This window comes from Burkholderia puraquae (assembly GCF_002099195.1).
In the GTDB taxonomy this organism is placed as follows: Bacteria; Pseudomonadota; Gammaproteobacteria; order Burkholderiales; family Burkholderiaceae; genus Burkholderia; species Burkholderia puraquae.
In genome coordinates, this window is record NZ_NBYX01000040.1 from 1 (window position 1) to 14,803 (window position 14,803).

Annotated in this window: 9 protein-coding genes and 1 pseudogene; 7 read left to right on the plus strand and 3 right to left on the minus strand. The window is 61.7% G+C overall.

Annotation, left to right across the window (positions count from 1 at the left end; translation table 11 throughout):
- Together B7G54_RS38435 and B7G54_RS40295 are read right to left on the minus strand one after the other, a co-directional pair.
- Positions 1 to 6,017 (minus strand): beta strand repeat-containing protein (locus B7G54_RS38435; protein WP_425266538.1); only part of this gene is annotated, 6,017 nt, incomplete at its 3' end.
- Positions 6,015 to 6,740: pseudogene (locus tag B7G54_RS40295) on the minus strand (ESPR-type extended signal peptide-containing protein); the annotation flags it as partial. The gene B7G54_RS38435 and the pseudogene B7G54_RS40295, both read right to left, overlap by 3 nt.
- Before the next feature lie 881 nt (positions 6,741 to 7,621).
- On the opposite strand from B7G54_RS40295, the gene B7G54_RS36595 reads away from it, so the two are divergent.
- Positions 7,622 to 8,173 (plus strand): recombinase family protein, encoded by a 552-nt coding sequence (locus B7G54_RS36595; protein WP_085043556.1) that lies wholly within the window; start codon positions 7,622 to 7,624, stop codon positions 8,171 to 8,173.
- A gap of 96 nt (positions 8,174 to 8,269) precedes the next feature.
- Here the strand turns inward: B7G54_RS36595 and B7G54_RS36600 are convergent, their stop codons facing one another.
- A complete protein-coding gene (locus B7G54_RS36600) occupies positions 8,270 to 8,869 on the minus strand; it encodes a recombinase family protein (protein ID WP_085043539.1) in 600 nt (199 codons plus the stop codon).
- A 1,404-nt stretch (positions 8,870 to 10,273) separates the two neighbouring features.
- Here B7G54_RS36600 and B7G54_RS36605 point away from each other — a divergent pair.
- The 6 genes from B7G54_RS36605 to B7G54_RS36630 are packed head-to-tail and all read left to right on the plus strand — an operon-like array spanning position 10,274 to position 14,797.
- Positions 10,274 to 11,779 (plus strand): ferritin family protein, encoded by a 1,506-nt coding sequence (locus B7G54_RS36605; RefSeq protein ID WP_085043540.1) that lies wholly within the window; start codon positions 10,274 to 10,276, stop codon positions 11,777 to 11,779.
- A gap of 24 nt (positions 11,780 to 11,803) precedes the next feature.
- Positions 11,804 to 12,064 carry a toluene-4-monooxygenase system B family protein gene (locus B7G54_RS36610; RefSeq protein WP_085043557.1) on the plus strand — a complete coding sequence of 87 codons (261 nt, stop codon included), beginning with the start codon at positions 11,804 to 11,806 and terminating at the stop codon, positions 12,062 to 12,064.
- 7 nt (positions 12,065 to 12,071) lie between these two features.
- Complete coding sequence (locus B7G54_RS36615; RefSeq protein WP_085043541.1) at positions 12,072 to 12,407, plus strand: monooxygenase system ferredoxin subunit; 336 nt, start codon at positions 12,072 to 12,074, stop codon at positions 12,405 to 12,407.
- A gap of 19 nt (positions 12,408 to 12,426) precedes the next feature.
- The gene (locus tag B7G54_RS36620) at positions 12,427 to 12,741 is read left to right on the plus strand and encodes an MmoB/DmpM family protein (RefSeq protein WP_046548962.1); all 315 of its coding nucleotides are present in this window, start codon (positions 12,427 to 12,429) and stop codon (positions 12,739 to 12,741) included.
- Between the two features lie 12 nt (positions 12,742 to 12,753).
- Positions 12,754 to 13,740, plus strand: coding sequence for an aromatic/alkene monooxygenase hydroxylase subunit beta (locus tag B7G54_RS36625; RefSeq protein ID WP_085043542.1), 987 nt, complete (start codon positions 12,754 to 12,756; stop codon positions 13,738 to 13,740).
- Between the two features lie 55 nt (positions 13,741 to 13,795).
- Entirely contained in the window at positions 13,796 to 14,797 is a 1,002-nt protein-coding gene (locus tag B7G54_RS36630; RefSeq protein ID WP_085043558.1) for a 2Fe-2S iron-sulfur cluster-binding protein, read from the plus strand.
- Positions 14,798 to 14,803: the final 6 nt, after the last annotated feature.

Consider the following 14,803-nt stretch of genomic DNA (forward strand, 5'->3'; position numbering starts at 1 on the left):
GAGCTGTTCGTGCTGCTCAGGCCGGTGGACAGCGAGCCGATGCCGGTCGAAGTCGACGTGGACAGCGACAGGATCGTGCTGTTCGTGCTGCTCAGGCCGGTGGACAACGAGCCGATGCCGGTCGAGGTCGAGGTGGACAACGACGTGATCGAGCTGTTGGCCGATGAGAGGCCGGTTGAGGTCGAAGTCGACAACGAGCCGATCGAGCTGTTGGCGGACGAGAGGCCGGTCGAGGTCGAGGTCGACAGGGACGATACCGTGCTGTTGGTCGAACTCAGGCCGGTGGACAGCGAGTTGATGCCGGTCGAAGTTGAGGTCGACAGCGACGTGATCGAGCTGTTGGCCGAGGACAAACCGGTCGACGTCGAGGTGGACAGCGAGGTGATCGAGCTGTTGGCCGAGGACAGGCCCGTCGAAGTCGACGTGGACAGCGAGCCGATCGAGCTATTCGCCGACGACAGGCCGGTCGAGGTCGACGTGGACAACGAGCCGATCGAGCTGTTGGCCGACGACAGGCCGGTCGAGGTCGACGTGGACAGCGAGGTGATCGAGCTGTTTGCCGACGACAGGCCGGTCGACGTCGAAGTCGACAACGAGCCGATCGAGCTGTTTGCCGACGACAGGCCGGTCGAGGTCGAGGTCGACAACGAGCCGATCGAGCTGTTAGCCGACGAGAGGCCCGTCGAGGTCGAGGTCGACAGCGAGGTGATCGAGCTGTTCGCGGACGACAAACCGGTCGAAGTCGAAGTCGACAGCGAGCCGATCGAGCTGTTCGCGGACGACAAACCGGTCGAAGTCGAAGTCGACAGCGAGCCGATCGAGCTGTTGGCCGAGGACAGGCCCGTCGACGTCGAAGTCGACAACGAGCCGATCGAGCTGTTAGCCGACGAGAGGCCCGTCGAGGTCGAGGTCGACAACGAGCCGATCGAGCTGTTTGCCGACGACAGRCCGGTCGACGTSGARGTCGACAACGAGCCGATCGAGCTGTTWGCCGACGAGAGGCCGGTCGAGGTCGACGTGGACAGCGAGCCAATCGAGCTGTTTGCCGACGACAGGCCGGTCGAGGTCGAGGTCGACAACGAGCCAATCGAGCTGTTGGCCGACGACAGGCCGGTCGACGTCGAGGTCGAGAGCGACGTGATCGAGCTGTTGGCCGACGACAGACCGGTCGACGTGGAGGTCGACAACGAGCCGATCGAGCTGTTAGCCGACGACAGGCCGGTCGACGTCGAGGTCGAGAGCGACGTGATCGAGCTGTTGGCCGACGACAGACCGGTCGACGTGGAGGTCGACAACGAGCCGATCGAGCTGTTAGCCGACGACAGGCCGGTCGACGTCGAAGTCGACAACGAGCCGATCGAGCTGTTGGCCGACGACAGGCCGGTCGACGTCGAGGTCGAGAGCGAGCCGATCGAGCTGTTAGCCGACGACAGGCCCGTCGAAGTCGACGTGGACAGCGAGCCGATCGAGCTGTTAGCCGACGAGAGGCCGGTCGAGGTCGAGGTCGACAACGAGCCAATCGAGCTGTTGGCCGACGACAGGCCGGTCGAGGTCGAGGTCGACAACGAGCCAATCGAGCTGTTGGCCGACGACAGGCCCGTCGAAGTCGACGTGGACAGCGAGCCGATCGAGCTGTTAGCCGACGACAGGCCGGTCGACGTGGAAGTCGACAGCGACGTGATCGAGCTGTTAGCCGACGACAGGCCGGTCGACGTGGAAGTCGACAGCGACGTGATCGAGCTGTTTGCCGAAGACAGGCCGGTCGACGTGGAGGTCGAGAGCGAGGTGATCGAGCTGTTAGCCGACGACAGACCGGTCGACGTGGAGGTCGACAACGAGCCGATCGAGCTGTTGGCCGACGAGAGGCCGGTCGAGGTCGAGGTGGACAACGACGTGATCGAGCTATTCGCCGACGACAGGCCAGTCGAAGTCGACGTGGACAACGACGTGATCGAGCTGTTGGCCGACGACAGACCGGTCGAGGTCGAGGTCGACAACGAGCCGATCGAGCTGTTCGCCGACGACAGGCCCGTCGAGGTCGAGGTGGACAGCGACGTGATCGAGCTGTTAGCCGACGACAGACCCGTCGAGGTCGAAGTCGACAGCGAATCGATCGAGCTGTTAGCCGACGACAGGCCGGTCGAGGTCGAAGTGGACAACGACGTGATCGAGCTGTTGGCCGAAGACAGGCCGGTCGACGTGGAGGTCGACAACGAGCCGATCGAGCTGTTGGCCGAAGACAGGCCGGTCGACGTGGAGGTCGACAACGAGCCGATCGAGCTGTTAGCCGACGACAGGCCCGTCGAGGTCGAGGTGGACAGCGACGTGATCGAGCTGTTAGCCGACGAGAGACCCGTCGAGGTCGAAGTCGACAGCGAATCGATCGAGCTGTTAGCCGTGGACAGGCCCGTCGAGGTCGAAGTGGACAACGACGTGATCGAGCTGCTTGCCGACGACAGGCCGGTCGACGTGGACGTCGACAGCGAGGTCACCGAGCTATCTGTCGAGCTCAGACCGGTCGAGAGCGATGTGATCGCACTATTGGACGAAGAGAGTGTCGACGAAAGCGACGTCACCGCGCTATTCGTGCTCGACAGCCCCGTAGAAAGCGAGCCGAGACCTGTCGATGTAGAAGTCGACAGCGACGCGATACTTGAAACGGTCGTGCTTGCTACCGAATAAAGCTGACTACCGTTGATTGCATCCGTACTGGACGACGTGACTTGACCTGCCGCGACATTGGTAATCTGGCGCTCAGCACCTGGCGCACCGACGCTCACCACGCTCGACGGCGTCGTCCCGGCAAAATTGCCATACGTCGTCGTGCCGATCACGGCGCCACTGGTCGGATTCGATGCCGCCGTGACCGAGCCAGAACCAAGGGCAACATCGTTGGCGTTTTTGGCGATCGCGTTCGCACCGAAGGCCACCGAGCCTGCTGCGCTTGCCGTCGAAGCGTTGCCCAACGCGAGCGAGCCGTCACCGACCGCCGTATTTGCATTGCCCAGCGCCACTGCTCCGTTGCCGGTCGCCGTGTTGTTTGCGCCCATCGCCACCGCGCCAGTGCCTGTCGCGACGCTCGGATCGCCGATGGCAACCGCGCCGTCCCCGCTGGCCGTGTTGCCAGATCCGATCGACACGGCCTTGCCACCTGTCGCCGATGCGCCCTGGCCGATCGCAACCGCCCCGTCCGACGCAGCATGCGAGCCGTCCCCAACCGCGACGCTGCTCGCGCCCGACGCGCTCGCATTCGTTCCCGCGGCAAGCGCGTTGACGCCCGTCGCCCCGTCATTGTTGTAATTGCCCTGCTGTGTGCCGTTGTCATTGACGCTGTAATAGTGCGTCTTCGCAGCGTTGATCGCGGTCGAAGTCGAAGTCGACAGAGACGACACCGAGCTGTTCGTGCTGCTCAGGCCGGTGGACAGCGAACCGATGCCGGTCGACGTCGACGTGGACAGCGAGGTGATCGAGCTGTTAGCCGACGACAGGCCAGTCGAGGTCGAGGTCGACAGTGAAGTGATCGAGCTGTTGGCCGAAGACAGGCCGGTCGAGGTCGACGTGGACAGTGAAGTGATCGAGCTATTGGCCGACGACAGACCCGTCGACGTCGAGGTCGACAGCGACGTGATCGAGCTGTTGGCCGAAGACAGGCCGGTCGAGGTCGACGTGGACAGTGAAGTGATCGAGCTATTGGCCGACGACAGACCCGTCGACGTCGAGGTCGACAGCGACGTGATCGAGCTGTTGGCCGAAGACAGGCCGGTCGACGTCGAAGTCGACAGCGACGTGATCGAGCTATTGGCCGAAGACAGGCCGGTCGAGGTCGACGTGGACAGTGAAGTGATCGAGCTATTGGCCGACGACAGGCCGGTCGACGTCGAGGTCGACAGCGAGGTGATCGAGCTGTTGGCCGACGACAGGCCGGTCGACGTCGAAGTCGACAACGAAGTGATCGAGCTATTGGCCGATGACAGGCCGGTCGACGTCGAAGTCGACAACGACGTGATCGAGCTATTGGCCGATGACAGCCCCGTCGACGTGGACGTCGACAGCGACGTGATCGAGCTATTGGCCGATGACAGCCCCGTCGACGTGGACGTCGAGAGCGACGTGACCGAGCTATTGGCCGAGCTGATGCCGGTGGACAGCGAGGTGATGCCGGTCGAGGTCGACGTGGACAGCGAACCGATGGAGCTGTTGGCCGACGACAGGCCCGTCGACGTGGACGTCGAGAGCGACGTGACCGAGCTATTGGCCGAGCTGATGCCGGTGGACAGCGAGGTGATGCCGGTCGAGGTTGACGTGGACAGCGAACCGATGGAGCTRTTGGCCGATGACAGCCCCGTCGACGTGGACGTCGAGAGCGACGTGACCGAGCTATTGGCCGAGCTGATGCCGGTGGACAGCGAGGTGATGCCGGTCGAGGTTGACGTGGACAGCGAACCGATGGAGCTGTTGGCCGAYGACAGGCCCGTCGACGTGGACGTCGAGAGCGACGTGACCGAGCTATTGGCCGAGCTGATGCCGGTGGACAGCGAGGTGATGCCGGTCGAGGTTGACGTGGACAGCGAACCGATGGAGCTGTTGGCCGACGACAGGCCCGTCGACGTGGACGTCGACAGCGAGGTGACCGAGCTATTGGCCGAGCTGATACCGGTAGACAGCGAGTTGATACCGGTCGAGGTCGACGTGGACAGCGAACCGATCGAGCTGTTGGCAGATGAGAGACCTGTTGACAGCGAGGTGACCGCAGTCGACGCAGACGTCGAGAGGCTACTAATACTCGACGTCGTCGTGCTAGCAACTGCATAGAGCTGGCTGCCGTTGATTGCGTCCGTACTGGACCCACTCACCAAGCCTGCGGCGACGTTCTGAATACGTCGTTCCGTACCCGACGCACCGACGCTTACTACACCGGCGGTCGAACTGGCACCCGCATAAGTGCCGAATGTGGTGCCGCCGATGGTTGTGCTACTGACCGCTCCAGTACCACCCGTGGCGGCCGTTGCCGCACCTGTCGTGACAGCAGCGGAGCCCAGAGCGACGGAACCGGCAACATTGGCTACAGAGCCAGAACCGAATGCCTGTGCATTGGTAGCGCTGGCATTGGCCGTATCGCCGAGCGCAACGCCGCCCGCAGAGGAAACGATGCTGCTGTTGCCCAATGCGACAGAGCCTTGTCCGTTTGCCGTATTGGTGTTACCGACCGCAACAGCGCCATTACCGGTGGCCGTATTGTTGGCACCCGCGGCAACGGCACCTGTACCGATTGCCACATTCGGGTCACCAATCGCGACCGCACCATTACCCGTTGCCGTTTGCCCGCGACCAATCGCGACCGCGCCGCCGGTCGCCGTTGAACTATTGGCCGTCGTGCCGCTAGAACCAATCGCAACGTTCTGCCCCGTTGCGCCGGAAATGATGCCATCGCCCAGTGCGATGCCAAACGCGCCACTCGCGGTCGCACCACGTCCGACTGCAATGCCAGACGTAGCCCCAGCGGCGACAGACGATTGGCCACCGATGGCAATGCCATCCGATGCAACAGAATTGGCGCCGCCAACGGCATTGCCTCCGAGGGCTACCGAACCTGCTCCGCTTGCGGAGGCTTGGAAACCGACTGCTGTTGCCATCGTACCGGACGCAGTCGAAGCGGGGCCCGCGGCCAGAGCCTCGAAGCCTGATGCAATGCTATTGTCCCCAATAGCGGCTGCATAAGTGCCTGAACCTGTTGCCCGATTGCCAAGAGCAACCGACTGTTGGCCCGAGGCGGTGCTGCTGTCACCAATTGCAGTCCCCCACGAGCCAGATGCTAAAGCGTTCGAGCCAATGGCAGTTGCCTCTTGAGCCGATGCGGTGGCGGAATCGCCTTGCGCGATGCCCCACACGCCGCTCACGGTCGCGCCACGTCCGATCGCAATACCCGAGGTGGCCGTAGCGGCCACTTTGGATTGCCCGGCAATCGCAACCGAATCGGCCGCAGCAGCCCAGGAGCCAACGGTCCCGTTACTGCCCAATGCTGTGGCGCCGGCTCCGGTAGCATTTGCACCAGTCCCAAACGAAGTCGAGTAATTACCGGACGATGCGGCGCCAGCGCCAATCGCGAGCGTATCGACCGCTGAGGCAACAGCGTTGCCGCCAAGGGCCACTGCGTTGGCCCCCGACGCCACGGCGCCCTTAGTGCCGGTACTGCCACCGATGGCAATCGAGCCAGCCCCCGAGGCGGTCACTGGCGACACGGCGCTGGAGCCAATCGCCACCCCGTACCCTGCTGAAGCAGTAGCGTTATAACCTAGAGCCAAGGCAGCAGTGCCCGAAGCAGTCGCCTGGAGCCCCAATGCCGTCCCCAAATAGCCGGCACTCGCCCCCATGCCAAAGGCTGTCGCACCCGCACCGGTGGTACTCGTAAACGCACCGTACAGTGTCACACCACTAAAGCCACCATCATTCGAATTACACCCGGCAACGGACGAAAAACCACCACTACCAGTCGATGGGGCCGCCCCTGCAGCGTACACCCGCGAGCCATCCGGCCCCGTCTGTGACGGGAAAATACAGTTACCACTAGAGAACGTATACGTTCCAGCATGGCTCGCCTGAGCTGCGCCAAGAAGCAGCACACCAGCCAGCAGTTTGGCCGATACGCTACCCTTTCCCTTGCCTCGAGTAGCAGTGATTTCGGATGCAGCCACCCACGTGCCGAGTGTCTCGTTCCAGATTGTCCGATAGGTGCGATTCATATCTGTTATATGCCGAATTGATAATTATCGAAGAACACGCGCGCCCATGCCCATCAAGTACCCGAATAAAATTTTCAAAAAACATTAAACGCGCATCGATTCGCACCCCTGATTAATAGATATCCAGGAGAGCACGACCAAGGAAAATTTTTCTAACTTAATCTATTTATTAAAATAAAACCATGATGCCGAAAATCCGCTTAATCCGGGATTCGCATCCACCGAGACAGCCCATCAAAATTCAACAGACATGAAACCCCACTTTTCACCGACATCAATATCGACAGCAGTTCACAAAACCCGCCGCATCCGTACGTCGCGGGCCATCTCGACGCACGTGACACGTCGTCTGGCGTGGCGTTGTCCATATCAGCTCGATCTGGCGAACAGGCTCTCGGTCAGCATCTTATGCCCACCGGCTCACGCTGCACGTGCAATACCGACGTACTCGCCATCGAAGCGACTTCTCGCTCGCAGGCTCTACCGCCAGCTAGTTGACGGGCACGGCGTCCGTCAATGACATCCGCCCCTTTTTCTGCATGCAAAAAAGGTTCCTTTGCGCAAAGCTATGGTTGTGGGTAGGGCTATTCGTCGAAACGACCGCCAGGCAAGGAGACATCACCAAAAGGGACACAACGACAAAATGGAACCGTTTTGTCCAGTACAATGCAGTAAAAACACACGTCGTTTTACAATTGTTTGCAGTTTGAACGGGAGCGGCGCGTATTAACTTATCATCTGACGAGAGAGATTTTGGGAGAATATGTATGGCCACTACTTTCACCCACCAAAATCCGGAAAGGTGCGACCCGATAATAACCATAAGGAATATTAATATTCTGCACCCAAAGATGGCTCCGGGTAGTTATTGACTCATGATTATGAACATCGGATATGCACGCGTATCTACAGAAGAACAAAACCTCGGCCTGCAAATTGACGCGTTGAGGTCGGCTGGATGTCATCGAATATTCACCGATCGGGGTGTTTCTGGTGCCGAATTTTCGCGTCCAGGACTCGATGCGGTTCTTGCGCAGATGAATGTGGGCGATACGCTGGTGGTCTGGAGACTGGACCGTCTAGGTCGATCTCTTGGAAAACTGATCGAACTAGTTGCCATTCTCGAGAAACACAACGTCCATCTTCACTCGATCACCGAAGCGATTAATACAAACTCTGCAGGTGGCGTTCTTATTTTTCATATGATGGGTGCACTCGCACAGTTCGAAAGAAGCTTGATTAGCGAGCGAACACGTGCCGGAATGAACGCCGCCCGTACCCGGGGAAGTCAGATAGGCCGACGACGCGCACTTAGCCAAGAGCAAAGGAAAGAAGCCATGAACATGTTGAAGTGCCATCCGATTACCGAAGTGGCACGTCACTTTGGCGTTCATCCCAGAACAGTATCTCGGATCAAACTGGAAGAACAATAAATTCATCTTCCATCGCGCCGTGCTCGTTCGGCATTTCTAGAGCAGACCTTTTCCGTTTGTCCGCCTATCCGCCAGGGAAAAACAATCTGCCCGCTTCTATGAGCCCGCATTCACACGCGATTTCGCATCGATACGTGCGTTCTCCGAGTCGTTTTGGAGTGCCCTCTCGAGCGTCCGCTTATCGACCGAAAGAAGGCGAGCCGTTTCCTTCGCGGTATAGGTCTTCTCGAGTTCACGTGCAATCTTGACCTGCTTGGCGTCCAGAATCCGTGGTCGTCCCAGGCGGCTGCCATGTATTTTCGCTACCGCCATCCCGGCCTTGGTGCGCTCGCTGATAAGCGATCGTTCGAACTCGGCAAGTGCCGCCAGCATATGGAAAACGAACGTGCCTGTCGGTGTTCCCGTGTCGATTGCTTCGTTTAGCGAAGCGAAGTGAATGCCACGCTCACGCAGATCAGCAAGGATCTGAATGAGATGCTGCAGCGAACGACCAAGTCGATCGAGCCGCCAGACGACGATGGTATCTCCCGACTTCGCGACCGCCATGAGTTCAAGCAACCCGGGCCTTTCGTGACGCGTCCCGGAAATCCCGTGGTCGGTGAAGATTCGTCTACAACCCGCCTTCTTCAGTGCAACGAGTTGCAGGTCCAGCGATTGTTCTTCAGTCGATACGCGAGCGTAGCCAAGCTTAGACATACCGATACCTTGTCAATAGACAAACAGTGACCCATGGGACCATCACATCGAATTACCCGGTGCGCGCGAAACGCCGTCGACGAATTTGGTACAAAATATCCGGCAATTTACCGATGCTGCGGACGCGTACCAGTGCGGCTCGATCATCAGGCGTTCGCTGGCGTGGTCGTTGGTCGCGCATCGGCTCTTCATCCCCAGCTCCGGCTCGGCTGGTCGGTGGCGGCTATCCCAATAGTTGCAGCAAACAGCATCTGCACGAACATGATCTGCATACCCACTTTCGCATGATGAATTCTCCGGACCGGAGCGACGCGCTTCGAGATTGTGCAAGCGCAGGATCGCTCGTACAACACGACCCTGTGTGAATGCTGCTGCCTCGAACCGACACCCCACTTGACTCATGTCAACGCGGAAACAGCACCGCGCTCGAGCGCGGCCGCACGGGAATCCCCCAGTCGCCCGACGCGCTAAAAACGACGCGCCTCGTTCGCTATCCTTTGCCGGCCCGGCGGGGACGATCATGCTAGACGCAGACCAAATTAAAGTCGTCACCGTTTGCGAAGTAAAAATGTCACTCCGCCGCCTCGCGCCGACGATGAAGGCCGAAATCGTCGCAACTTCATGAGGTCGCACGTTGCGAATTAAAGTTGTCACCGTCCACGGTGTTGCGAAGACCATTGTCAACTCCCACCCCACACCGTTGTAGCGCCGACAGCCCCTGTCGCGCGTTTTGCGAAACCCGAGTTTGAGCAGGCAATCGCACCGCTGATAAACGGCACCACCTCGCGGGCGCGCATTTGGACGTCGCAATCGGCGCACGACCGAAAAGGCGGTTCTGGGACGACGCGAACGACTCTGAACCCACAACGGTCCTTCCGTCCTGGGCACACTTGAGGGCTGCTTCCAATGTACGACGGCCGTTCGGCCGTCAGTTCGATCGGCGGATTACTACCCGGAAGGGGCTCCCTTGCATCCGTGAAGTGTTCGGCGGCGACCGGCGGGCGCAGTCATCTGTGCGGGATGTTCAGCCTTGCCCGCTGGCGACGCCAGTCCAACACCGCGACGATTAGAGCAGCGTTGCCTTCATTGCAGCTACAAGTGCCTTCGCCTTATCCAGATTTTTATCAAAAGATCAGCAGGGTTCATCGCACGCAAGCCGGACCCGCTTGACCAAATCATCAAATCGGCCTGATTCCAGGTCGTTTGTGCATCGCACCATACCCAACATCTGAGGTTCCCTCCATACTGCCAAACTAGGAATGTCGGGATTTTTGCAGCGCACACATTCCGGTTGCAGCCCGTTCCTGGCACTGCCCTTGCTCAGTCATTCATGCCGGCCCCTTGCGCGACACCCTCCGTGCGGAGACAACCGGTTCGAACGATCCCAATCAAGGAGACATGACCATGGCGTTACTGGAACGATCGGCGTGGTACGACATTGCCCGCTCGACGAACTGGACTCCCCGATATGTTACGGAGTCCGACCTTTTCCCCGAGATCATGACTGGCGCGCAAGGCATTCCGATGGAAACATGGGAAGCCTACGACGAGCCGTACAAGACTTCCTATTCCGAATACGTCCGCATTCAGCGCGAAAAGGATGCCGGCGCCTATTCCGTGAAGGCCGCGCTGGAGCGCAGCCGCATGTTCGAGGAGGCCGATCCCGGCTGGCTGTCGATCCTGAAGTCGCACTACGGCGCCATCGCGCTCGGCGAATACGCCGCCATGAGCGCGGAAGCGCGCATGGCCCGCTTCGGCCGCGCCCCCGGGATGCGCAACATGGCGACGTTCGGCATGCTGGACGAAAACCGCCACGGGCAACTGCAGCTGTATTTCCCGCACGATTACTGCCACAAGGACCGCCAGTTCGACTGGGCCCACAAGGCCTACCACACGAACGAGTGGGGTGCGATCGCCGCACGCAGCACGTTCGACGACCTGTTCATGTCGCGCAGTGCACTCGAGATCGCCGTGATGCTGACGTTCGCGTTCGAAACCGGCTTCACCAACATGCAGTTCCTGGGCCTCGCCGCGGACGCCGCCGAAGCCGGCGATTTCACGTTCGCGAGCCTGATCTCCAGCATCCAGACCGACGAATCGCGCCATGCGCAGATCGGCGGCCCCGCGCTGCAGATCCTGATCGCGAACGGCCGCAAGGAAGAAGCGCAGCAGCTCGTCGACGTCGCCATCGCCCGCGCGTGGCGTCTCTTCTGCCTGCTGACCGGCACCTCGATGGACTACGCGACACCGCTGCATCACCGCAAGCAATCGTTCAAGGAGTTCATGCGCGAATGGATCGTCGGCCAGTTCGAACGCACGCTGATCGATCTCGGTCTCGACCTGCCGTGGTACTGGGATCAGATGATCAACGAGTTCGACTACCAGCATCACGCATACCAGATGGGCATCTGGTTCTGGCGGCCGACCATCTGGTGGAACCCCGCCGCCGGCATGACGCCGGATTGCCGCGACTGGCTCGAAGAGAAGTACCCCGGCTGGAACGACACGTTCGGCAAGGCCTGGGACGTCATCATCGACAACCTGGTCGCGGGCCGGACGCACCTGACGATGCCGGAAACCCTGCCGATCGTCTGCAACATGAGCCAGTTGCCGATCTGTGCGATTCCCGGCAACGGCTGGAACGTGAAGGACTATCCGCTCGACTACAACGGCCGCACCTATCACTTCAACTCGGAAATCGACCGCTGGGTCTTCCAGCAAGACCCGCTGCGCTATCGCGATCACATGACGCTCGTCGATCGCTTCCTCGCCGGACATATCCAGCCGCCCGACCTGATGGGCGCGCTCAAGTACATGAGCCTCGCTCCCGGCGAGAGCGGCGACGACGCACATCGATACGCGTGGGTCGAGGCCTACCGCAATCGCGGCAATCAACAGAAAGCCGCTTGAGACGGCCGATCAATGGAGGACGACATGGCACTTTTTCCCGTGATTTCAAATTTCCAGTACGACTTCCTGCTGCAGCTCGTGGCGGTCGATACCGACAACACCATGGACGAGGTCGCGGCCACGGCCGCGCATCACTCGGTCGGCCGGCGCGTCGCGCCGCGACCGGACAAGGTCGTGAGGGTGCGGCGCCAGGGCAGCGACACTTTCTTCCCGCGCGACGCGCGGCTCGGCGAGACGGACATCCGGCCGATGGAAGCGCTCGAGTTCATTTTCTGCGACGCGTGAGGCCGACATGACATTTCACAAAGCATGCACGCTCGACGAGCTGTGGGAAGGCGACATGACCGAAGTCGAGGTCGAAGGCCACGTGATCGTGCTGGTCCGCCCCAAAGGGGGCGAGCCGCGCGCGTTCCAGGGCATCTGTCCGCACCAGGACATTCCGCTCGCGGAAGGCAAGTTCGACGGCCGCGTGCTGATGTGCCGCGCACATCAATGGACCTTCGACGCGAAGACGGGCAAGGGCATCAATCCCGGCGACTGCCGGCTCGCGGAATATGCCGTGAAACTCGACGGGGACGACATCCTCGTTGCCGTGGAGGGCGTCGAACCGCTCTTCGCCCATTCCTGACCCGACGTAGGAATACACCATGAGTCACGACAACACAGCGGACGCCTATCGCAACAACCGCGTCGGCCCCATCCTGCGCGCGAGCAGCATCACGGCCGGCGTCATCGAGGCCGCCCAGGAAGACAACCCGGACAAGGAGATCCGCATCGACGACAAGCTCGCCTACGTGCGCATCGACACCGACGGCGAACTGATTCTGCGCCGCGCGACCCTGGAGGCCGCGCTCGGCCGGCCATTCAAGATGTCGGAACTGGAAATCAACCTCAGCTCGTTCGCGGGCCGCATCGAGACGACGGACGACTACGTCCGCTTCTATTACGAAAAGACGCTCTGACCGGAGACCAGCATGACGCAACCCGAAATCCTGAAGCCGCTCAAGACGTGGAGCCATCTGGCCGCGCGGCGGCGCAAGCCGAGCGAATACGAGATCGTCTCGACCAATCTCCACTACACGACCGACAACCCCGACGCGCCGTTCGAACTCGACCCCAACTTCGGGATGGCGCAGTGGTTCAAGCAATACCGCAACGCATCGCCGCTGCAACACGCCGACTGGAACGCTTTCCGCGATCCCGACGAGCTGGTCTATCGAACCTACAACATGCTGCAGGACGGCCAGGAGACGTACGTCTTCGGCCTGCTCGACCAGTTCTCGTCGCGCGGCCACGACACGATGCTCGGGCGCGACTGGGCGGAACACCTCGCGCACCTGTATACCCCCGCGCGCTACCTGTTCCACGCGCTGCAGATGGGCTCCGCCTATCTGACGCAGCTCGCGCCCGCGTCGACGATCTCCAACTGCGCCGCCTACCAGACGGCCGACTCGCTGCGCTGGCTCACGCACACCGCATATCGGACCAGGGAGCTGTCGCAGGCCTTTCCCGATCTCGGCTTCGCGAGCGACGAACGTCGCATCTGGGAACAGAGCCCCGCATGGCAGGGCTGGCGGCGGCTCGTCGAGGAAGCGCTCGTCGCATGGGACTGGGCCGAGAGCTTCGTCGCGCTGAACCTGGTCGCACGGCCCGCCATCGACGAGACCGTGCTGCGCACGCTCGGCCAGACCGCTCGCCACAACGGCGATACGCTGCTCGGCCTGCTGACCGATGCACAACTGGCCGACGCGCAACGGCATCGCCGCTGGGCAGCCGAGCTCGTGCGCATGGCGCTGGAACAGGACGGCAACCGCGCGGTGCTCGCGGCGTGGATCGACAAGTGGGCGCCGCTCGCGGATGCCGCCATCGACGCGTATTGCGATGCACTGCCCGACGCGCCGGATGCGGCAGCGCGTGCGCGCGCGGCGGTCGGCGAATTCTGGCGCGGCATCGGCTTGTGACCGCTGGATGAACCCGGGGTCGGCCCGTGCCGGCCCCGTAACGCGAAACCTGAAGATGGAACATCAGATCACGATTGAAGGCGGCGCGACATTCGCCGTCGACGCGTCGGAAGACGCGCTGTTGCGCGGCGCATTGCGGGCCGGCGTGGGACTGCCGCACGAATGCAGCGTGGGCGGCTGCGGCGCCTGCCGCTTCGAGCTCGTGTCCGGCGCGATGGACACGCTGTGGTCGGACGCGCCGGGCCTCTCCGAACGCGATCGCAAGCGCGGCAAACAGCTCGCGTGCCAGTCGCGCCCGACCGGCGACTGCACGATCCGCGTGCGCTGCGACGACAGCTACCGGCCGGTCGTCACCCCGTTGCGCCGGGAAGCGGAACTGGTCGCGCGTCGCAGCGTGACGCCGGACATGAGCGAATTCACGTTCCGCGCCCCGGGCGAGGCGGCGTTCCGCGCCGGCCAGTACGCGCTCCTCTATCCGCCTGCTGCACAGGGCGCGCGCGCCTATTCGATGTCGAATCTGCCGAACGGCGACGGCCTCTGGCAGTTCATCATCCGGCGCCTCCCCGCCGGCGCGGGCAGCAACGCGCTGTTCAACCGTATCGCCATCGGCGAGCGCGTGCTGCTCGACGGGCCTTACGGGCACGCCTACCTGCGCGACGACGACGCCCGCGAGATCGTCTGTATCGCCGGCGGCTCGGGGCTCGCACCGATGCTTTCGATCGCGCGCGGCGCGCTGGCGCAACCGGGATCCCCGCGTGTCCACTTCTTCTACGGCGCGCGCTCGCAGGCGGATCTCGGCGCCGCGGCGGAACTCGATGCGCTGGCGCACGAACGACTGTCGGTTTCCGTCGTGCTGTCCGCCCCGGATGCGTCGCAGCCATGGCACGGTGCGACGGGCTTCGTCCATGACGAGGCAGAGCGCATGCTCGCGCAACCGCTCGACCGCTACCGCTTCTATTTCGCGGGCCCGCCACCGATGATCGAGGCCGTGCAGGACCTGCTGATGCTTCGGCACAAGGTTCCCTTCGCGCAGCTCCACTTCGATCGATTCGTCTGACCCCGA